20 protein-coding genes are annotated in these 20663 nt (G+C 61.7%); 11 read left to right on the plus strand and 9 right to left on the minus strand.

All coding sequences use genetic code 11. From position 1 onward, the window contains the following. Positions 1-33 precede the first annotated feature (33 nt). From VJR29_13885 to VJR29_13895, 3 genes are read right to left on the minus strand one after another with little or no spacing between them, the layout of a single operon-like run. The gene (locus VJR29_13885; GenBank protein ID HKY64493.1) at positions 34-1086 is read right to left on the minus strand and encodes a hypothetical protein; all 1053 of its coding nucleotides are present in this window, start codon (positions 1084-1086) and stop codon (positions 34-36) included. Beyond that, complete coding sequence (locus tag VJR29_13890) at positions 1083-1835, minus strand: hypothetical protein (protein HKY64494.1); 753 nt, start codon at positions 1833-1835, stop codon at positions 1083-1085. Before VJR29_13890 ends, VJR29_13885 begins: the two co-directional genes overlap by 4 nt. Before the next feature lie 11 nt (positions 1836-1846). Then, positions 1847-2248 (minus strand): hypothetical protein, encoded by a 402-nt coding sequence (locus tag VJR29_13895; protein ID HKY64495.1) that lies wholly within the window; start codon positions 2246-2248, stop codon positions 1847-1849. A 168-nt stretch (positions 2249-2416) separates the two neighbouring features. On the opposite strand from VJR29_13895, the gene hemL reads away from it, so the two are divergent. Beyond that, positions 2417-3724, plus strand: a complete 1308-nt coding sequence (gene hemL / locus VJR29_13900; protein HKY64496.1) for a glutamate-1-semialdehyde 2,1-aminomutase — start codon at positions 2417-2419, stop codon at positions 3722-3724. Positions 3725-3728: 4 nt separating this feature from the next. Next, entirely contained in the window at positions 3729-4970 is a 1242-nt protein-coding gene (locus VJR29_13905; protein HKY64497.1) for a patatin-like phospholipase family protein, read from the plus strand. A 243-nt stretch (positions 4971-5213) separates the two neighbouring features. On the opposite strand, the gene VJR29_13910 is transcribed toward VJR29_13905, so the two are convergent. From VJR29_13910 to VJR29_13920, 3 genes are all read right to left on the minus strand, one after another. Then, positions 5214-5978 carry a hypothetical protein gene (locus VJR29_13910; protein HKY64498.1) on the minus strand — a complete coding sequence of 255 codons (765 nt, stop codon included), beginning with the start codon at positions 5976-5978 and terminating at the stop codon, positions 5214-5216. A gap of 210 nt (positions 5979-6188) precedes the next feature. Continuing rightward, entirely contained in the window at positions 6189-6653 is a 465-nt protein-coding gene (locus tag VJR29_13915) for an FKBP-type peptidyl-prolyl cis-trans isomerase (GenBank protein HKY64499.1), read from the minus strand. 11 nt (positions 6654-6664) lie between these two features. After that, entirely contained in the window at positions 6665-7693 is a 1029-nt protein-coding gene (locus VJR29_13920; protein HKY64500.1) for a zinc-binding dehydrogenase, read from the minus strand. A 115-nt stretch (positions 7694-7808) separates the two neighbouring features. Between VJR29_13920 and clpS the strand changes: the two genes are divergently transcribed. Both clpS and clpA read left to right on the plus strand, forming a co-directional pair. Then, on the plus strand, positions 7809-8129 hold the full coding sequence (gene clpS, locus VJR29_13925; protein ID HKY64501.1) for an ATP-dependent Clp protease adapter ClpS: 321 nt from the start codon (positions 7809-7811) through the stop codon (positions 8127-8129). A 28-nt stretch (positions 8130-8157) separates the two neighbouring features. After that, on the plus strand, positions 8158-10443 hold the full coding sequence (gene clpA, locus VJR29_13930; GenBank protein ID HKY64502.1) for an ATP-dependent Clp protease ATP-binding subunit ClpA: 2286 nt from the start codon (positions 8158-8160) through the stop codon (positions 10441-10443). A 115-nt stretch (positions 10444-10558) separates the two neighbouring features. Here the strand turns inward: clpA and VJR29_13935 are convergent, their stop codons facing one another. After that, on the minus strand, positions 10559-12118 hold the full coding sequence (locus tag VJR29_13935; protein ID HKY64503.1) for a sialidase family protein: 1560 nt from the start codon (positions 12116-12118) through the stop codon (positions 10559-10561). A gap of 126 nt (positions 12119-12244) precedes the next feature. On the opposite strand from VJR29_13935, the gene VJR29_13940 reads away from it, so the two are divergent. Both VJR29_13940 and VJR29_13945 read left to right on the plus strand, forming a co-directional pair. Then, positions 12245-13435: a hypothetical protein gene (locus tag VJR29_13940; GenBank protein ID HKY64504.1), complete on the plus strand. Its 1191-nt coding sequence runs from the start codon at positions 12245-12247 to the stop codon at positions 13433-13435. A gap of 66 nt (positions 13436-13501) precedes the next feature. Beyond that, positions 13502-13837 carry a hypothetical protein gene (locus tag VJR29_13945; GenBank protein HKY64505.1) on the plus strand — a complete coding sequence of 112 codons (336 nt, stop codon included), beginning with the start codon at positions 13502-13504 and terminating at the stop codon, positions 13835-13837. An 83-nt stretch (positions 13838-13920) separates the two neighbouring features. Here the strand turns inward: VJR29_13945 and VJR29_13950 are convergent, their stop codons facing one another. Together VJR29_13950 and VJR29_13955 are read right to left on the minus strand one after the other, a co-directional pair. After that, a complete protein-coding gene (locus tag VJR29_13950; GenBank protein HKY64506.1) occupies positions 13921-14304 on the minus strand; it encodes a hypothetical protein in 384 nt (127 codons plus the stop codon). 59 nt (positions 14305-14363) lie between these two features. Next, the gene (locus VJR29_13955; GenBank protein HKY64507.1) at positions 14364-15461 is read right to left on the minus strand and encodes an FAD-dependent oxidoreductase; all 1098 of its coding nucleotides are present in this window, start codon (positions 15459-15461) and stop codon (positions 14364-14366) included. A gap of 223 nt (positions 15462-15684) precedes the next feature. On the opposite strand from VJR29_13955, the gene mraZ reads away from it, so the two are divergent. From mraZ to VJR29_13980, 5 genes are read left to right on the plus strand one after another with little or no spacing between them, the layout of a single operon-like run. Beyond that, the gene (gene mraZ / locus VJR29_13960; protein HKY64508.1) at positions 15685-16122 is read left to right on the plus strand and encodes a division/cell wall cluster transcriptional repressor MraZ; all 438 of its coding nucleotides are present in this window, start codon (positions 15685-15687) and stop codon (positions 16120-16122) included. Positions 16123-16124: 2 nt separating this feature from the next. Continuing rightward, positions 16125-16487: an STAS domain-containing protein gene (locus VJR29_13965; protein ID HKY64509.1), complete on the plus strand. Its 363-nt coding sequence runs from the start codon at positions 16125-16127 to the stop codon at positions 16485-16487. Beyond that, positions 16453-17376: a 16S rRNA (cytosine(1402)-N(4))-methyltransferase RsmH gene (rsmH, locus tag VJR29_13970; GenBank protein HKY64510.1), complete on the plus strand. Its 924-nt coding sequence runs from the start codon at positions 16453-16455 to the stop codon at positions 17374-17376. Before VJR29_13965 ends, rsmH begins: the two co-directional genes overlap by 35 nt. A gap of 15 nt (positions 17377-17391) precedes the next feature. Beyond that, positions 17392-18468 (plus strand): cell division protein FtsL, encoded by a 1077-nt coding sequence (locus VJR29_13975; protein ID HKY64511.1) that lies wholly within the window; start codon positions 17392-17394, stop codon positions 18466-18468. 39 nt (positions 18469-18507) lie between these two features. Continuing rightward, positions 18508-20502 carry a penicillin-binding transpeptidase domain-containing protein gene (locus VJR29_13980; protein HKY64512.1) on the plus strand — a complete coding sequence of 665 codons (1995 nt, stop codon included), beginning with the start codon at positions 18508-18510 and terminating at the stop codon, positions 20500-20502. The last annotated feature ends 161 nt before the right edge of the window (positions 20503-20663 follow it).

Here is a 20663-nt window from a genome sequence, read left to right on the forward strand (position 1 = left end):
TACATATTTTTAATGAATTAAATCAATAGGTTATCATTGCGGCGCCGAAGGCACCGATTCAGCCGCGGCCGGCGATGGCGGAGGCGGCGGAACGCCAGCGTCGCCACCCTCGACCGGAACCGCCGGAGCCAAACCCGCGCCGCTTTGCTTGGCCTTGTTGGCCAATTCCTCGACCGTCGCTTGATCCAGCTTGAGCGCCAGGACCACTTTGCTCTCCTTAGCATCGATCGAGAGCGAGCTCAAAATCTTGCCCAACTCGGGGCTCTTGCTGGCCAAGGAGGCGCCGAACAGCGTCTTGTAGGAATTGGCCATCGTCATCATCTGCTGAGCGTCTTCCTTGCTGGCCGCGAAGATGCCGAGGTCGACCGTCAGCTCCTTGGCGTAATCGAGGGCCAAATCGACCGCCTTCACCGAGGAGAGCGAGGCCATCGGATTGCCGGCGCCGCCGGCCGGAATCGAACCCTCGGGAATGGCGGCGACCGCCCAAAGCATCTTGCCCTTGTCGACGCCCTTGACCAAATCCATGATCGCCGCGTTCTTCTCGATCGAATCGCCCTTCTTCTTGGACGGATCGATGGCCTTCTTGAGGGTCTCGATCTTGCCGAACATCGCGGTGCCTTCCACGAAAGCCGTGCCGAAGTCCGGCTCCTTGGCGGTGCTCTGAATCTTCACTCCCTCGTAGGTTTGCTCCTGAACGGTGGTCCCGGTCTTCTCGGCGTGCTGGGTCAATTGAGCTTGCAGCGCGGCCGGATCGAGCTTGCCGTTGACGATGCCCAGGAAATCCTTGGCGTCGCGCTCCATGCCCTGGATCTTCATCGCCAGGACCAGGCCATCGATATCCTTAAGATAGGGTTGGACGTCGGCCGGCACGCCTTCGGTCATCTTGGGTCCCAGCGGCGAAGCCTGAAGTTTCTTCCAGTCGACTCCGATCAAAACATTGCTGTCGGCGGGGATGAGCGTAAAGGTTTCCTTCTTGGCCGCCTCGCCGGCTTCCTTGCGGCAACCCTTGCCGCAACCGGCCAGGGCCACGGTCAACATCAAAATCGCCAGGGTGAAACGACTGAAACGCCGAGCAAATAAACTCATATTTTCTCCTTAAAAAATGCGCCAACGAAGCGCCTCATGCGCTCGCGGGCCCGCTGGGCCTTGCGCCCGAGATCGGGAAGATCCTTCAATAGCCGGGGACGCCGCAGCACTTCGCGAACCAAGCGAAGCGGTTTCACTTCAGCGTTCTCCCCCAAGAAGGGTCCGGTGTCGGTTAATTCGTCTTCCAAGGCGTCTACGATAAATCGGAGGGTGACTGAAGCGATTTTTTTGGACGAGATTCGTACAGTTTCGAGGATGGCGCCGCTTTCCATCTCGACCGCGACCGCCCCTTCGCGTTCCACCAAGCCGCGCTTCTCCTCGGTCTTGAGCACCGGCTGGGGTGAGCAAAGCATGAGGCCCTCGCGGCAAGGCTCACCCAAATCGCGCAAGGTCTCCCGGACTTTCGCCGCCAGCGCCGGATCGGGCCGATGCTGGTGGGCGGTGCCACCGGCGAAACGCACCGGATTGCCCAGCACCGCCTCGCCATTGCTCCAGCCGGCGGCCAAGCCTCCGCAATAGCCGGTGGAAAGCAGATGAGTCACCGAATAGCGCTCGAGCAGGATGCGGGTCGCGGCGGCGGCGCGCTCCGGTCCCATGCCGGTGGTCACTAAAAGCAGGTCCTGTTTTGGGGTGGCGAGCTCGCGGATTCGCAAGCCGCGCTCCCGATATTCGGCCCGCGGCGAAAAAAGCGAGAATAGCCCGTCGGCTTCATGGGGAAGGGCGACGGTGATGGCCCAGAGCTCGGACAAAAAAGATCCGTTTAGAATTCCAGGGTGGGCGGAGGCACCACCGGGCATTCGCCGGTCAGCACCGCGGTGGCTTGACCCTCTTTTTGGACGTCTTCGTTGCTGGTCGCGATGATCGTCACCTGAGCGGCCGGCGGCGGAACGGTGTTGGGAGCGGTGTAGAGCCCATCGGCGGTGACCACGCCGTTGACGTCGCCGCCGAGGACGCTCCAGGTCACGGCGGCGTTGTTGATGCCTTGATCGACGCTGTCGACGAAGATACGGGCATTGAATTGCTGGCTGGCGCCCGGAGGCACCGGAGCGCAGAGCGGCTCGACCTGGACGGCAATCTTGGGAATGTCGGAGCCGCCGCAGGCAGCGCCGAAGAGCGCCAAAAATGCCGCGGTGAGAAAGGTTCGCCGATAGCTGCGGATCACGGGGGCCTCCTTCGATTGAATTGGCGGCTAGAAATAGCCTCCCCCACCCGATCCGTCAAGCAAGCAAATTTTCGGTAATTCACCTTAAAAACATGAGCTTAGCTCGCCCGGCGCCGGCAAAGCTCGGTTTGACATTGCCCGCCCGCAAGGTTAGACCCAGCAGGAGCCATGGCCACCAAGCATTCGGAAAAATTATTCGCCGCGGCCCGCAAATTGCTGCCTGGCGGGGTCAACAGCCCGGTTCGGGCCTTTCAAAGCGTCGGCGGTCATCCCCGCTTCATCGCCAGTGCCCACGGAGCCTACCTCCGCGACGTCGACGGCAACAACTACATTGACTACGTCGGCTCCTGGGGCCCGATGATCGTCGGCCACGCCCACCCCAAAGTCGTCGAGGCCGTCCAACAAACCAGCGCCCTCGGCCTCAGCTTCGGCGCGCCTTCGCCGCTCGAGATCCAAATGGCCAAGGCCTTGATCCGCCACGTCCCCTCGCTCCAAAAATTGCGGCTGGTCAATTCGGGAACCGAGGCCGTGATGGGCGCCCTCCGCGCCGCCCGCGGCTTCACCGGCCGCGACAAGGTCCTTAAATTCGCCGGCTGCTATCACGGCCACGCCGACTATCTGCTGGTCAAGGCCGGCTCCGGCGCCCTGACTCATGGCCGGCCCGACAGCCTCGGCGTGCCTGAGGAATTCGTCGAGCACACCTTGGTCGCCGACTACAACGATCTCGAAGGCACCGCGGCCCTGGTCGCCAAGCACCGCAAGGATTTGGCCGCCATCATCGTCGAGCCGGTGGTCGGCAACATGGGCTGCGTCTTGCCCAAGCCCGGCTTCCTCGAGGGCCTGAAAAAGCTTTGCAAGCAAAGCGGCGCCCTCCTCGTCTTCGACGAGGTCATGACCGGCTTCCGGGTCGCGCTGGGCGGAGCCCAGGCCCTGTTCGGCATCAAGCCCGACCTCACCACTTTGGGCAAGATCATCGGCGGCGGAATGCCGGTCGGCGCCTACGGCGGCCGGGCCGAGATCATGAAGTGGGTCAGCCCCGAAGGCGGCGTCTACCAGGCCGGGACCCTCTCGGGAAATCCGGTGGCCATGGCCGCCGGCCTCGCCACCTTGAAGATCATTTCGACGCCCAAGGCCCATTTCAAATTGCTTCGCAAGACCGAACGCCTGGCCAAGGGCCTGCTCGAAGCCGCGGCCGCCGCCAAGATGAAAGTCCAAGTGCCTTACGTCTGTGGCATGCTGAGCCTTTTCTTCAACGAAAAGCCGGTGGAAAATCTCCGCGACGCCACTTCGGGCAATCCGGCGGCCTACCGAAGCTTCTTTCACGAAATGCTCAAGCGGGGAATCTACCTTCCGCCTTCGCCTTTCGAGGCTTGGTTCCTTTCCTTGAGCCACGGCGAGAACGAGCTCGCCAAAACCTTGCGGGCGGCCAAGGACAGTTTTCTCAGTTTGGCGGATGCGGGGATACAAGGGGGATGAGGATATGGGAAGGTTAGCCTTGGTCTTGGCGGCGGGCGGAGCCCGCGGCGCCTACGAAGCGGGAGTGCTCTACTATCTGCGCACCGGCCTTCCGGCCAAGGTCGCCCAGAAGGCCTTTCAGATCCACACCGGCACCAGCGTCGGCGCCCTCAACACCGCGGCGATGGCCGCGATGGCCGAGGATCCCAAGGCCCAAGCCGAAAAGATCAAGGAAGTCTGGTTCTCGATCCGCCAGGAAAACGTCTATCAGCGCGACTTCGGCGCCACCACCCACTTCCTGGGCTCGACCGTCGGCGGGGTGATGCGCAACCTCTTCACCTTCAATCCCTTCCAGATCGGCCGGCGCAAGGGCCCCCATTTCAACTCCTTCCTCGACACCTCGCCGCTCCGCGAATTCTTGAAGAAGGTGGTGCCCTGGAAGGCGATCCGCAAAAACGTCCTCGAAGGCCCGATCGACGCGGTGGCGCTCAACGCCACCAATCTCCGCAACGGCCGGCAGGAGCTCTTCCTCCAACGCAAGCCCGACCACGAGTACCAGGGCCATTACGGCCACTTCGACGTCGAGCTGAACGTCGACCATGCGATGGCCTCGGCCGCGATCCCGATCATCTTCCCGGCGGTCAAGCTCGACAAGACCTACTACGCCGACGGCAGCCTCCGGCTTTTCACTCCGATGTCGCCGGCGATCCAACTCGGCGCCGATTCGCTGATCGTGATCGGCCTGCGCTATCGCTCGGCGACCCTGGAGAAGCTCCACTTCAAGAAGGACATGCCCGAGCCGACCATCGCCCTCCAGCTCGGCCGCCTGCTCAACGGCGTCTTCCTCGACCGGATCGAGTACGACATGGAGCAGCTGACCCGGATCAATTCCATCGTCGAGACCAGCGAGAAGGTCTACGGGCCCGACTATCTCGAGAAGCTCAACAAGAAGATGTCTCGGGACGGGCTCAAGGTCGACATCGCCAGCCGGGGCCTGCGCAAGATCCAGGCCCTCGAGATCAAGCCATCGCAGTCGATCAGCGGCCTCTTCCTGCGCTGGGTCTCCAGGGCCAAGAAAGGCGATTTCCAATTCGCGGCCTTCGAGAAAATGCTGATCCGCCTCCTCGACATCGAGCCCAGCACCGGCAGCGATCTTTTGAGCTATCTCACCTTCGCCCCCGAATACCTCCGCACCCTCTTCGACCTCGGCTTCGAGGACGCCAAGAAGAATCGCCAGCGCCTCATCGAAATCATGGACGGGGAGTAGGTCATCCTGAGCGGAGCGAAGGATCTGCGACCTGCCAAGGTCTTTTGAAAGGCCCATTCTCTTCGTGTCATCTTAAGGGAATTCCGGGGAGACGAAGGAACCTGGCGCCTCATAGTTTATTGGTCAGTCACAGATCCTTCGCTCCGCTCAGGATGACCCATACAAAAAATCACCGCCGGGCCAGGGAGGTCCAGCCCGACGGTGCAGGGTTATAGGGCAGGTAGGAAATCGATTTCCTTCGGCTTAACGCCGCTTCCGCGATGCAAACAACGCCGCGGCTGCCCCGACCCAAGTCAAGAGCTCGAGTCCCGCCGCCGGCGTCGCCGCGCCCAGACTGCATCCGCCCGAAGCCGCGTTGCCCGGCAGGGGGCCGACGACTCCGTCGCCGCCTTCACCGCCGGTGCTGCCGCCGACGCCGCTGTCGTCGGGCGTCTGGCCCTCGGGCGGAGTTCCGACGTTGCCTTGACCGCCGCCGATCGTTCCGGCGCTGTCGAGACCCACGATCTCCAAGACTTCTTCCACCAGATTGATGAGATCGATGTTCCCCTCTTCATCGATCAATATTGAAGTCAGGTCGCCGAAACCTCCGGGCAGAGTCACGGTATCCAAAATCTCCAAGCCGAGCAGTCCGGGAACCGCGATCTTGAGGACATCGCCCACCTCGAGCTCGGTGCAGTCGTCATTGTCGAGGTGGACGTCGGCGGTCAGGCCGGTGAGAGTCTCGAAGGCCGGCGAAGCCACCAGCACTTCGCGGACCTGGGTCAAGTCGAGGCTCAACAGGCGCTGGACGAGGCCGCTCAAATTGACCAGCAAGCTGTCGTTCAGCTGCAATTGGTCCAAGGACAAGATGTCGAGGAGGCCGCTGCCGTCGGCGTCCAAGGTGATGGCACAGGTCGAGTCATCGATCTTGGTCACGGAGGTGATCCGTGAGCCGCTCAGCAAGGCTTGGGCCTGAGTCGAAAGTCCCAGGAAAAGAATCGTCGAAAGGACAAATAAGGCGCGTTTCATAAACCCCTCCCCCCTTCTGCAAGTCGTCCACGGAAGACCGGCAGACTGGGTACTACTTTGTCATTTTGTTACGAATCCTTACCCTGCCCCCCAAGAGAGCAAGAGGCGTGCCGAGATGGGAGGGATGAATTTAAGTGGCTGAAAAACAAAGATATCCGGATTCGGCAGTCTGAGCCGATTCGGAGGGTGGTCATCATATGTTACCGAATTTTAGTGACCGTGGCCGTGCTGGCCATGAGCATGGCCATGCTGGATTTCCTCGGCGGTGGCCGGACGAACCGCTAAAACTTCAATTTCGAAGCGCAGGTCCATGCCGGCAAAAGGGTGGTTGGCATCGACGATATAATAAGCGCCGGTCACGTCGATCACGGTGGCGGGGGCCTGCTCCTTGCCTAGAGCGACCGTTTGACCGATCTGCAGTTCGGTCTTCTCGCCGGGCCGACGCTCAACTTTGACCACTCGACCTTCTTCGCGCGGACCAAAGGCATGGTCCGAAGCCACGTCGAGCGAGGCCTTCTGGCCGGCCTTGAGGCCTAAAACCCCGGTTTCGAGGTCGGGCAGGATCTGGCCGGCGCCCTCCATGAAGGTGAGGGGCTCGCCGGGACGGGAATCTTCCATGACCGCGCCGCTGGGGTCGATGATTTGGTAGTGAATGGTGAAAACACGCGGGGCCATGGAACCTCCTGTCAAGGAATCACCGCCAGCTTGAGCGGGTTGGAGCTCGCGCCGGGGCGAAAAACGTCGTGGATCTGGTCCAGCCGGTATTCTCCGACGACCAGGCCTTCGGGTCGAACCTTTTCTTCGCTGAGATACCGGACCGCCCGGGCGAAGTAGTCCGGGGTGTGGTGGAAGACGCCGAAGAGCCGCAGCTCCTCATAGTGGATCCGGTAAGTGTCGAGCTTGACCTCGCTACCCTTGGCGCAGCCGCCGTAAAAGCAGACCCGGCCGCCGGGCCTGGCCAGCTTGGCGGCCAACTCCCACATTTCGGGCAGGCCGACCGCCTCGATGACCCCGTCGGCCCCCCGGCCCTCGTTGAGCAGGGCCTGGGCCCGGGCCAAGGGCTCGGGATCCTCGGTCAGGCTGATGGTTTCACTGGCTCCCAGCTTTTTAAGATTTTCGAGCTTGGCCTTGTCACGGGCGATCGCCACCAAACGCACCCCGGCCAGCTTGGCCAACTGGGCGAAGAGCACGCCCATCGGCCCGGCGCCGAGCAGGGCCAAGGTTTCGCCGGGCTGCGGCGCCACTTTGTCGAAGGCGTGAAGCACGCAGGCCAAGGGCTCGGCCAAGGCAGCGGAGGCGAAAGGTAAGCTGGCCGGAATCTTGTGGAGGTTGACCTCGACGATCCGGCGCGGGACCAAGAGGAAATCGGCATAGGCCCCATTGAGAAATTGCAAATCCTCACAGAGCGAGAAGGAGCCGCGCTGGCAATAAAAGCAGGTCCCGCAAGGCGCCGAATTCCCCACCGCCACCCGGTCGCCAAGCTGGTAGGCGGCGACGCCGGGACCAAGCGCTGCCACGGTCCCGGCCATCTCATGGCCGAAAGGGCCGGGAATTTCCTTGATGAGCCGAGGGTGGCCCCGCTTGAAGGTCTTGAAGTCGGTGCCGCAAGTCAGGGCGGCTCCGATCTTGACCAAGACTTCGCCGGGGCCGGGCCGGGGCACGGCCACCTCGTCGAGCTGGATCCGCTCCGGTGCGTACCACCGTGCCACCCTCATCTTGGCAGGGATTTCCATAGGATAGGGCTAGTAAGCCGCCATCGGCCTGTCAAGGTAAGGCTGGGCTTGTCGAGAGGCCCCATCGTGCATATAGATAAGGAAAGGAGTCGGCCGGATGGCATGGGAAGACGACGAGCATCATCGCGAGGGCAAAACCGCCACCAAAACTCGAACCAAGGTCCAAAGGCCGGCCATGTTCCAAGTCGTCCTGCTCAATGACGACTACACCACGATGGAGTTCGTGATCGAGGTCCTGGAAAAGTTTTTCCAAAAGCCCTTCGAGGAGGCCCGGCGGATCATGCTCCACGTTCACATGAAGGGAAGAGGCGTTTGCGGGATCTATCCCAAGGAAATCGCCGAGACCAAGGTCTCCCAAGTAGTCGACTATTCCCGCGCTCACGAGTTTCCCTTACAATGCATCATGGAAGAGGCATAAGGTTTGAAGGAAAGGTTGTCTTAACCGAATGATCAGCAAGGAACTGCAAAACACCCTCAACTTGGCCTATACCGAGGCCAAGAAGCGGAAACACGACTACCTGACGCTGGAGCACCTGCTCTACGCCCTGCTGCAGGACGGCGCGATCATCAAGATCGTCCACGCCTGCGGCGGCAGCGTCCAAAAGCTGGTCAAGGAGCTGGAGCGCTTCTTCGAGGACCAGCTGATCAGCGACGAGAGCGAGCGCGGGACCGAGATCCACACTTCGCTGGCGGTCCAGCGGGTCTTGCAGCGGGCCTTCTTCCACGTCCAGGCCGCGGGCAAGAGCGAGGTCACGGCTTCCAATGTCCTGGTGGCGCTGTTCAGCGAGAAGGACAGCCACGCGGTTTATTTTTTGGGCAAGCAGGGCATCCACCGCCTTGACGTGGTGAGCTATATTTCCCATGGCATCAGCAAGCTGCCGGCCGAGACCAGCGAAGCCGAGTTCACGACCAACGAGGAGCTCGAGGAAGAGGGCGGCGGCGCCGGCACCGACGTGCTGGAGCGCTATGCCGTCAACCTCAACCAGAAGGCCAAGGAAGGCAAGATCGACCCCCTGATCGGCCGGGAGAACGAGCTGGAGCGGACGGTCCACGTCCTCTGCCGCCGCCGCAAGAACAACCCGCTCTACGTCGGCGAGGCCGGCGTCGGCAAAACCGCCATCGCCGAGGGCTTGGCCCTCAAGATCCATCAAAAGGACGTGCCCGACATCCTGCTCGACTCGACGATCTACGCCCTCGACCTGGGCGCTTTGCTCGCCGGCACCAAGTTCCGCGGCGATTTCGAGCAGCGCCTCAAGGCGGTCCTGGCCCGGCTCAAAAAAGAGGAAGGCGCCATCCTTTTCATCGACGAGATCCACACCCTGATCGGCGCCGGCGCCACCACCGGCGGGACGATGGACGCCTCCAACCTGCTCAAGCCGGTGTTGGCCTCGGGCGACATGAAGTGCATCGGCTCGACCACTTATCAAGAATACAAGGCCTTCGAGAAGGACCGGGCCCTGAGCCGCCGCTTCCAAAAAATCGACGTGCCCGAGCCCAGCGTCGACGAGACGGTCAAGATCCTCGAAGGGCTGAAGTCGCGCTTCGAATCCCATCACCAGGTTCGCTACACCCATTCGGCCCTGGTCGCCGCGGCCCAACTGGCCTCGCGCTACCTGAGCGACCGCCACCTGCCGGACAAGGCCATCGACGTGATCGACGAGGTCGGCGCGGCCCTGCGCCTGCGGCCCAAGTCCCAGCAGAAGAAGACCGTCACCGCCCAGGACATCGAAGCGATGATCGCCAAGATGGCGCGGATTCCGCCCAAGACCGTCTCGGTCAACGACAAGGAGGCCCTCCGCCACCTCGACCGCGACCTGAAGCAGCGGGTCTTCGGCCAAGAGAAGGCCATCGAGCAGCTCGCCGCCGCGATCAAGCTCTCGCGCTCCGGCCTCGGCGCCACCGAGAAGCCGATCGGCTCCTTTCTCTTCTGCGGTCCGACCGGCGTCGGCAAGACCGAGCTCAGCAAAGAGCTGGCCCGGGTCATGGGCATTCAATTCCTCCGTTTCGACATGAGCGAATACATGGAGAAGCACACGGTCTCGCGCTTGATCGGCGCCCCGCCGGGCTACGTCGGCTTCGACCAGGGCGGCCTGCTCACCGACGCGATCAACCAGAAACCCCACGCGGTCCTGCTCTTGGATGAGATCGAGAAGGCCCATCCCGACCTCTTCAATATTTTGCTGCAAGTGATGGATTACGGAACTTTGACCGACAACAACGGCAAGAAGGCCGATTTCCGCAACATCGTCTTGATCATGACCACCAATGCCGGGGCCCGCGACTTGGCCAAGAAATCGATCGGCATCGAGAACAAGGCCGGCTCCGACGGCCACGACATGAAGGCGATCAAGGACCTGTTCAGCCCCGAGTTCCTCAACCGCTTGGACGGGATTGTGCCCTTCGCCCACCTCGACATGCCGATCGTCCTCCACGTGGTCGAGAAATTCCTCGCCGAGTTGGAAATACAGCTTTTGGAAAAGAAGGTCGAGCTCGACATGGCGACCGAAGCCAAGGAATGGCTGGCCAAGAACGGTTATGACGAGAAGTACGGCGCCCGGCCCCTGAGCCGGCTGATTCAAGAGAAGATCAAGCGGGTGCTGGCCGACGAGATCCTCTTCGGCCGCCTCGAAAAGGGCGGCACCGTCAAGGTCGTCGTCAAGGACGACGAGCTCAGCTTCGAATACGAGCCGCGGATCCAGGCCAGCGAGTCGGTGGCCGAGGCCGAGTCCTAATCTTACCCCTCTTTGAAAAAGGGGGGCTGGGGGGATTTGAAATCCAAGCTTTTATCTTCCAGCGACCGCTTTAAATCCCCCTGAATCCCCCTTTTTCAAAGGGGGAAATCATCGCTCACTCTCCCAACAAATATAGAATGTCGACGCTGTTGCCGGGATCGTTGATGTCGCTGGCGAAGATGACATGGGTCCGCCCCGAAACATCGTGGCGCAGTCCCAGCGGGACCATGGCCTCGACGCCTTGGGCTAGCGTCGCGTTATCCGAGAAGGTCTGACCGGCGTCGGTGCTTCGCACATAGATAAGATCCGCGAAATCGGTCCCGCCGGTGGGGTCACCGGTCCAAACCACGTCCAAGCGGCCGAGCGAATCCACCGAAAGCATCGCAAAGGCTTCGGAGGAGTTGGCGACGCTGCTGATACGCTTGGGCGAGCTGAACGAAGATCCGCCGTCGGTGCTAACCGAGAAAAGCACCTGGGCGATGTCGCCGACATCGCGGCTCCAGCCGATGTAAACTTCGCCATTGCTGCCCAAGGCGTTGCGGCAGAGCAGGTCGGCGACGCCGGACGTTGCTTCCAAATCCACCGGCTCGCCGAAACTATCCCCGCCATCGACGCTCTTCACGCTGGTGATGAAGGAGTCATCGAGACTGGAACTATCCGGGAAGGTCGCGAAGCAGACATGGAGCACTTGGCCTTCCGGATCGACCGCGATGTAAGGGAAGCCCAGGACCGCGGGAGCGGTCGGCGGGGGCACCACCGGAATCGGCGACGACCAAGTGGCGCCGTTGTCGGCACTTTGGACGTAGAATATAGACCCCAGGACGCCCTCGCTCAGCTCCTCGCTTTGACCGTAGACCAAATGAATGACGCCGTTCTCATCCCGCCGCATCGACGGGTTTCCTTGGAACAGAGTGGACGGCGCGACCGCCACCGGCGCCGTGAAGCTGGCGCCTTGGTTCTCGCTGCGGGTGAACAAGACCTGGGTCACCGGCGTGGCCGTCGGGGTCGCGGTCGGCTCGGGCGGCAGCTCGACCAAGGCCAGCATCGGATTGTGATCGCCGTCATTCTCCAGCACCGCCGCCAACTGGGAGGTCCCGGCCGGGCTGATGTTGAGCTCGGGGCTGAAAGGTCCGAAATCCAGCGAGTGGCCAAAAAAGATCGAGGGCTCCGAAGACCCGCCGTTCCAAACGGCATTGACGTGGATCGAGCCGAGGTTGACCGCCAGCCGATCGCCGATACCGGCCAGGATCAAGGTTTCGAAGAGGACGCTCGGATCGGCCGGATCTTGGTTGACCTGGACCGCCTCGGTCGCCGGCGGAAAAGCGATGCTGTCGGCGGTGCGGAGCTCGACCAAGGCGCTGTCTTCGGCGCCGGGCAGCGAAGCGACCACCGTCACTTCGGGATCGATCGGCAAAGTCGCCGGCGGCGTGTAGAGGCCGTTGACGTTGATGGTTCCGTTGGCGTCGCCGCCCTCGACCGACCAGGTGACTCCGGCAAAGTTGGCGGTGAATTGCTGAGTGCTGCCCTTCTCCACCACCACCGGCCCCGGCGGGCTGATCGTCAAGACTTCGTCATCGTCGCCACCGCAGGCGCCGAGGCCTCCGGCCAAACCCATCCAGGCCAGGACTCCGATCCACGCCATCAACCCGCTGCCAACACGCCAAGCCTTTTTCATAGTGCCTCCTAAGGATCCGCTATTTGGAGGAATTAGAAGGCATCGATCGAAGACCGGCAAGAATTATCTGCCCCAGCTTGCCCCACAACTCTCAGGCTCCTAAAATCGATAAGCGACAGGGGGCCCATGAGCGTCGAGCTGAAAAACCATCTCCGGAACTCTCCGCTAACTCCTTCTCAGCAAAAGGAAATCCTGGCAACCGACACCGACCGCGACGGCGTCCTGGCAAGCTCCGACTTGACCGCACGCTTCGGCAAGCAGGCCGCCCAGCGCTTTTTCATCGACCTCCAAAGCTCGGTCCAAAACAACGACTTCAACCGCTTTCGGGGCACCATGGGCAAGCTCCAAGAGGCCAAGACCCAGTTCTTCGCCCGAGCCTTTCAAGAAGGCTTGATGAAAAACCGCGCCGCACTCGAAGGGCTGGGGGTGGAATTCCAGGGCGGCAAGATCCGGCTGAGCGGCGTAGCGGCCAAGCACCGGGAAGCGGTGGCTAAGACTCTGGCCGAAATTCTCCAAGGACCTTACGCCGGCGAATTCCAAACTTTATCGAGCCAGGAAAGCCGCGATTTTTTGCTGCGAGTCCAAGACTTCGTCCGCGGACAGGGCGCGAATTCGGCGGCCGGCCCCGGCGGCTTCCACCGCATCGATCAAATCGCCCGGCGACTCTTGATCGACGAGGGCTCCTACTGGAGCAAGCAAGCCCAAGCCGAGCTCGGGCAACAGGCTTTCGCCGAGGAGTCGTTTCACGAAGTCCACACTCCGAAGCACGTTGCCGATCTGGAGAAAAAACACGGCCTCGATTTGCGGCGGGCCGGCGGCGAGCTAAATCCGGCCCAAGCCGAAACTTTGGATCGAGTGCTCGATCGCCTCCGGGCCCTGGCCCCGAACGACTTCGCTAAACTTTCGACCGTCACGCTTCACCTCGACCTGGACCGCGGCGGCGGCTTGACCCATCTCGAGGAAGGCGGCCGAATCGACCTCTACGGACCCTTCAGTCCGCCGCTGACCGACGCCAAGCTCGCCGCCTCTTACGCCGAGGACATGGCGGCGATCTTCGGAGCCGGCGCGGAAACCTTCCTGACCCAAACCTTGGCTCACGAGATGGCTCACGTCACCGAAACCAAGGAGACGATGGAATTTTACCGCAAGACTTTGCCGGGCGTGGCCGATCGGGTTTTGGAAGAGCGCTACGCCGAGGACTATCGGGTCTTCCTCTTTTCCGGCGGCCGCCAAGTGGCCGCCCGCGGCGCCGACGGCCGGGCCATCGGTCACGACGCCGAGCGATTGGCCTTTCTCCAGGGTCACAGGCAACCCTGAACCCCTGATGACGATAAGTTAGCCCATTCCATCGACCCGGCAAGCAGGAAGCTCGCCAAAGAAACCTTGCACGAGAGCCAAGGCGACGCAGGAAGCTGGATCAATCTCCTCTTGTCGGCCGTTGGGCTAACCGAAACCCGCGAGTGGAGCGATGAATCCGATGCCGCCGCGCTCTGGAGCAGCCTTTCCTTCGCTGCGATCTTTGGCGGCTCTTTCGCCGCACTGTCGAAGCTGCGTCAGACCCGCCAAATGACCTTAGGTCCCAAGTTAATGGCAAGCGGCGGAACCGCTGTGTTGGGAACAAACTGGATGAACGATCGCGCCTACGAAACTTTGGAAGGTGCGCCCATCGACCGCGAGTTCGATCATCGACCGGCGCCCCAAAACGCTGAAGGTCAATGATTTCCCCCTTTGAAAAAGGGGCTCCATTGCTTGGCAACGGCGTTCAAATCCCCCTGCCCCCCCTTTTTCAAAGGGGGGTAAGATCAGCCGCTCCAGCGCTTCGACAGCCGATTAAATTCGCTCTTCACTTGCTGGTAGAGCTCTTCGGCGCTTTGCGGGAAATTCTGAAAAGCTTTGACGCCCTTGTTCTTGAGCCGGAGCAAGAAGCTGCGGGCTTGGGATAGCTGCTTCTTGACCTTGCGCTGCTCCTTCTCGAGGTAGGCCAGCGAGCGGCGAACCAAGCGGCTCTTCTGCTTGACGGTCTGGAGCAGGTCGGAGAGCCGATTGATCTCGGTTTCGAGCAAGCGGTAGCTGACGTGCTGCTTGCGGGGGGCGACGGCAGCGGCTCGAGTGCTGGCCTTGCGGACGGCCTTGCGGGCGTGGCTGATCGCGCTTTTCTTCTTGGTGGTTTTTCTCTTCTTGGCCATGGATCCCCCTTTCCTTGAGGAGCTTGTCATTTCGGTCCGCTCATTCGTCGCAGCTGGATCTACAACGATTCTTCGGGCCTGCCTACCAAAAATTCATGGACCGCCCCGGCCACCTTTCGGCCCAGCCCCAAGCTCAAGCCGACCCCGTGGCCACCCAAGCCGGCGGCCCAAAAAAGTCCCGGCGCCCGCGGATCGGCCGGATCGAGCGGCCGCTTCTCGGGGCCGAAGGTGCGGAGGCAAGCCCAAGCCTCGGCGACCTCAAGCCCGGCCAAGCTCGGAAAATATTGACGCAGTTTTTTGAAAAGCTCGGCTTCTACCGAAGGATCAAGGCTAAGGCTTGACGCGGGGTGAGGAGTCTCGTCGCCGGCACAAAGCAAGAGTCCTTCGCCGTGCGGACGAAAATAACATCCATGACGCAGATCCCAAAGGTAAGTGCCCGGGGGCGGATGCCAGGAAGATTTTTTTGACGCGAAGAGGTGGCGCCGCATCGGCTCGAGCTTCCGCCGCTCGAGACCATTCGCGGCCGCCAGCTCATCGGCCCAAGCGCCGGCGGCGTTGATCAAGCAGCGGCCGAAAAATTCGCCGCCGCCGGCCAGGACCCGCCAGCCGCCGTTCTCCCGGCGAAAGCCGGTGGTCTCGCAGGCGAAGCGATATTCGACGCCGCGGTCTTGAGCGGCCGCGACCAGATTTTGCAAATAGCCGGCGACGTCGACGACGCCGTCCTCGGGCGAAAAGAGCAAAGCCTCGAAGTCGGCCTTGGCCAAAATTTCTTTCCAAGGCCGAAAAAAATCGAGCTTGAGCTCGGCCCGCCGAAACAGCTCGGCTCGGCCGCCGACCCGCGACAAAATTTTTCGCAGCGCTTTGAGCGCGGCATGTTCGCCGAGCAACAAGGAGCCTTGAGCCCGAAAGACCTCGCGGTTCGGCCAGTCGGCCGGCGGATTTTCCAGCGCCCGCCGGGTTTCTTGGATCCAGCGGGCCGATTCCTCGCATTCCACCGCTTGGCGCAGCAGGCAGGCATTGCGACCGGAGGCGTGGCGGCCGGCTGCCGGCTCTCTTTCCAGGACCAGGACTTCGCCGATCCCGATCCGAGACAGGTGATAGGCGGTGGCCGCCCCGGCAAAGCCGGCTCCTAGAACAATGGCCGAGTACTCCTTCATAGCCCCTGACTAGTGGAGGGCGATCCCTTTGACCAGGCCCAAAATTTGTACAATCATTCAGGCTCCACTCCCGCCGATCGGACTAATAGCTCGATTTTTCAGGAATTTTTTCATTAGCCCTATTGACAATTTTCAACCTAGTGGTTTAAAAGATCCAAAAAGCGGCCTAATGTGGTTTAAAGTGGTTGACGGTCGCCTCCGAGCCGGTCTTAAATGGCCGACGATGTTTCGCGGACGCTTTGATTACACCATCGACGAGAAGGGGCGGACTTCGCTGCCGGCGAAGTTCCGAGAGGTTTTAAGCGCGAACTACGACGAGCGCCTCATCCTGACGACCTTTGACAATTGTCTTTGGGCTTATCCGGTGAAGGAGTGGTCGGTCATCGAGGAAAAGATCGCCGCCCTCCCCCAATTCAAGGCCGAGGTGAAGGCCCTCCAAAGGGTCTTCGTCAGCGGCGCGGTCGAGTGCCCCCTCGACAAGCAGGGCCGGATCGTCATCCCGCCGACGCTTCGGGATTACGCCGGCTTGAAGAAAGACATCCTTTTCGTCGGGATGACCAAGCGGATCGAGATTTGGTCGAAAGAAAAGTGGAGCGAGGTTTTCACGGCCGCCCAGGCCCGAATCGACGGCTCCGAAGACTTAGCCAATTTGGGATTGTAGCGATGTTTGAAATGACGAGCTTCGACGATGTGGCCGTCGTTCACCTGAGCGGCGAGGTTTCCCACTACGAGATGAAGGAACTGGAAGGAGTATTGAGCGAGCTGATGACTTCCCGGAAGGTCAAGGTGGTGCTGAATTTCCAGAAGGTCGAGCACGTCAACTACAAGACGGTCTCGCGCTTGCTGGACCGGGCCACCCGGCTGCGGGGATTGAGCGGCGACCTGAAGTGCGCCTCCCTCAATAACTACACCCGCAATATCTTCCGCTTCACCGGCCTGGATCAAGTGGTCGAAGCCTACGACTCGGTTTACGACGCGGTGATGAGCTTCAATGGACCCCAGGAACGGCACCGAACCTGGCACTGAGTCGCCCGAAGAAATTCATGTCCCGGTGATGCGGGACGAGGTTTTGGATCTTTTACAAGTTGGAGCAAATCGAAACTACGTCGACGGCACCCTGGGCCTCGGCGGGCACTCCTTCGCGATCCTCGAACGCTCGGCACCTGAAGGCCGACTGCTCGGGATCGATCGCGACCGCGAGGCCCTCCGCTTGGCCGCCCAGCGCCTCAGCCCCTTCAAGGACCGGATCGTCCTCAAGCACGCGACTTACGACCGCGCGCCGGAGCTGATCGCAGAGGCCGACCTGGGGCCGATCGACGGCATGATCCTCGACCTCGGCGTCTCCAGCCTCCAGCTCGACGACGCCAAGCGGGGATTCAGTTTCACCCAAGATTCCGCATTGGATATGCGGATGGACCTGGAAGAAGAGGTGACGGCGCGGGAGCTTTTGAATGACCTCCCCGAAAGAGAGTTGGAGGCGATCTTCCGCGAATACGGGGAAGAACGTTTCGCGAAGCGGATCGCCCGACTTATAGTCCGCAGCCGCGAGGAAGGCTCGATCGAGACGACCCAGCGGTTGTGCCAAATAGTTTCCCGCGCCGTACCTTTTTCCAAGGGCCGCCATCGGATTCACCCGGCGACCCGGGTCTTCCAGGCCCTGCGGATCGCGGTCAACCGCGAGCTCGACCTGCTCCAAAAGTTTTTGGCCCGGCCGCCCGACTTCCTCGCCGTTGGCGGCACTTTGGCGGTGATCTCCTTCCATTCCTTGGAGGACCGAATCGTCAAGTGGGCCTTCCGCTCTTTCGAGCGTTACCAAGTTTTGACGAAGAAGCCCCTCGGCCCCAGCGACGGCGAGGTGGCAAAAAATCCGCGGGCCCGCAGCGCCAAGCTGCGGGCGATTCGAAGAGTTGAATAAGGCGCTGGGATATCCATGGCACGTGCCACGTCCATCTTCTACACCGCCAAGAGCGTGCGCCGACAGCCGACCTTCTCGCCGCTCGACAAGTCTCGCCGGACTTTTCTCGGCGCCTTCCTCACTCTGATCATCCTCACCAGCGCCTGTGCGGTGTTCTACATCGGGACCCACGTCCAAGCGGTCAACCTCGGCTACAAGCTCAGCCAAGAGCTGCAGAAAAAAGAGCATCTCATCGAGGAGAACAAGCGCCTCGACCTCGAGATCGCCCGCCTCAAGTCGCCGACCCGGATCGAGGAGGAGGCCAAGGAAGTCTTCGGCCTGGTCCTGCCCAAGACCCAACAGGTTTATTACCTGAGCCGTTGGGACGAGGAATTGAACCTTCGGTTGGCCGCGGCGCCTTCGACGCCGCCGACCACCAAGGAGCCGGCGAAGGAAGCAGCCAAGAAGCCGGCGCCGACGGAGAAAGCCTTGGCCAAGGCCCCGGAGAAACCGGTGCCGGCCCCGAAGCCCGAGAAGAGCGACAAGGCCGAGGCCATTGCCGCCAAGCCGGCCGCGAGCAAAGCCGCGGCCAAGCCCGCGACTCCGACCCAAATCGCCAAGGCCCCAGCGGCAAAAGCCCCGGTTGAAACTCCCAAGACCTTGGCCGCCAAGGCTCCGGCCGCGAAAGCGCCGACCGAAACTTCCAAGACCTTGGCCGCCAAGCCGGCCGCCAAGCCGAGCCCAGCCGCGGCCGAGAAGTCGCCGCCCGAGGTCGCCGCTAAAGCGGTCCCCCCGATTGCAAGCGCGCCCGGCAAAGTCGCCAAAGCCCCGGCCGCCGAGGATCCCCAAAATTCCGACGTCGAAAAACCCGATTTGCCGGCGAAGCCGAACAACGGCAAAGCACTGGCCCAGAATCCGGTGAAGCCGGCGAAATCGACCCCGGCCAAGCCTTCGGCCGAAACCAAGCTGCCGAAGAAAGAAACCGTGCTGGTGGCCCGCATCGTCGAAAAGGCGCCGGCCGCCGAGAAATCGGCCAAGCCCAAGGCCGGGCCGGCCCTGGCCTACCAACCCAAGGAAAAAGTGCCGGCGGTCATGCTTGACCCGATGCCCTAAGATTCCATGAACTCCAGCTTAAGCAAGTCAGGCGTCTCGATGAAGAAGGTCCGTTTCAAGATCGGCTTCGTCGGCGTGTTTTTTTTTCTGCTCTTTCTGCTGGTCGGAGCCCGGGCCTTCGAGCTTCATCTCACCGACAATGAAAAGCTGAGCCACCTGGCCAAGAACCAATACCACCGCAAGGTGGTGGTGGCGCCCAAGCGCGGCACCATCCTCGACCGTCACGGCGACACCCTGGCCATCGACCTCCAGGTCGACAGCCTCTACGCCTCGCCCCACCTGATCGAAGACCGCAAGGCCTTCGCCAAGGCGGTGGCGTCGCTCCTCGGCTGGAGCGAAGCCAAAGTCCAGGATAAGATCGACGACAAGAAGAAGAAATTCGTCTGGCTCAAGCGACGGCTCAGCCCCGAGGACTCGGCCAAGCTCAAGGAGCTGAAGCTGGCCGGTCTCGGCACCCTGCCCGAGTACAAGCGTTTCTATCCCAACGGCGTGCTGGCGGCCAACTTGCTCGGGGCCGTCGGTTACGACGCCGAGGCCCTCTCCGGCCTCGAGATGGCCAAGGACGAGGTGTTGAGGAGCCAGGACCCGCCGAAGCTGATCGAGCAGGACGCCAAGGGCCGATCCTACTCGCCCTTCGCCCTGATGGGCCTGGAGCATCCCAACGGCGTCGTCCTCACCATCGACAAGACCATCCAATACATCGCCGAGCGCGAGCTCAAGGCGGCGGTCGACAAGGCCAAGGCCGCCGGCGGCGTGGCCCTGGTGCTCGACGTCAAGACCGGTGCGGTCCTCGGCATGGCGGTCCAGCCGACCTTCGACCCCAACGAGTACTATAAATACGAGCCTCAACATTGGCGGAACCGGGCGGTGACCGACCTCTTCGAGCCGGGCTCGATCTTCAAGGCGGTGACCGCCGCCATCGCTCTCGAAACCGGCGCTTTCGACCTGAAGAAAACCCTGCACTGCGAGAACGGAGCCATGCAGGTCGGGAAATTCACCATCAACGACACCCACGGCCACGGCCCGCTCAATTTGAACGACATCATCAAGTACTCGAGCAACATCTGCAGCTACAAGCTGGCCCAATTGGTCGGCAAAAAGACCTTCTACGAAAAAATGCGGGACTTCGGCTTCGGCCAAAAGAGCGGCATCGAGGTGCCGGGCGAGGTCGGCGGCCTGATGCCCACGCTCGCCAATCTCGGCAGCCTCCAGCTCGGCACCATCGCCTTCGGCCAGGGCATCTCGACCACCCCGCTCCAGATCGCCTCCGCCTACGTCGCCATCGCCAACGGCGGCTTCCTGATGAAGCCCTATTTGATCCAGGAGATCCGCGACTCCAAGGACAAGACCCTCCAGACCTTCGGCCCCCAGATCCTCCGCCAGGTCGTCAGCGAGACCACCGCCAAGGAAATGGCCAAGATGCTGGAGACCGTCGTCGAGAAGGGCGGCACCGGCACCGCCGCCCGGCTCGAGGAATTTCGGGTCGCCGGCAAGACCGGCACCGCCCAAAAAGTCGTGGCCGGGTCCAAGGGCTACGCCAAGAACAAATACGTCGCTTCCTTCGTCGGTTTCGCTCCCTCGCGCGACCCCCGCTTGGTGGTTTTGGTGTCTATTGACGAACCCAAGGGAGATTATTATGGAGGTCTGGTCAGCGCCCCGCCGTTCCGCGAAATCATGGGTCAGAGCCTGGCTTATTTGAAGACGCCGCCGGATCCGATCGAGCCCGAGACCAAGCTCGCCGAAGCCAAAGGCAAGGCCAAGCCGGCCGTCAAAAAGGGCAAGCCGGTGGCCGCGCCGGAGGAAGCCGTCGAAACGGTCGAAGCCATCTCGGGCGACAGCGAAACGGTGGTGGCTCAGACCACGGTGCCCGACCTGACCGGGCTCTCGGTGCGCGAAGCGCTCCGCCGGGGCCAGTCGAAGAATTTCAAGGTCAAGATCCGGGGCAGCGGGATCTGCAATCGTCAAGAGCCGCAAGCCGGCGGCGATTTGGAAACCGGAGCCGAGATCGTTTTGGACTGCGAGCCGCCGATTTAGCACCTGTCATTCCGAGGACCCGAAGGGGCCGAGGAATCTCATACCTCCTTGGTGGGTATGAGATCCCTCACTTCGTTCGGGATGACAAGGCAGATGAGCGATGAATACACTGAAGCAAAAACGGATCTTGTATGGGATTTCTACCGTAACCCTGGGCCTCG

The sequence above is a fragment of the bacterium genome, from assembly GCA_035281585.1.
In the GTDB taxonomy this organism is placed as follows: Bacteria; UBA10199; UBA10199; order DSSB01; family DSSB01; genus DATEDP01.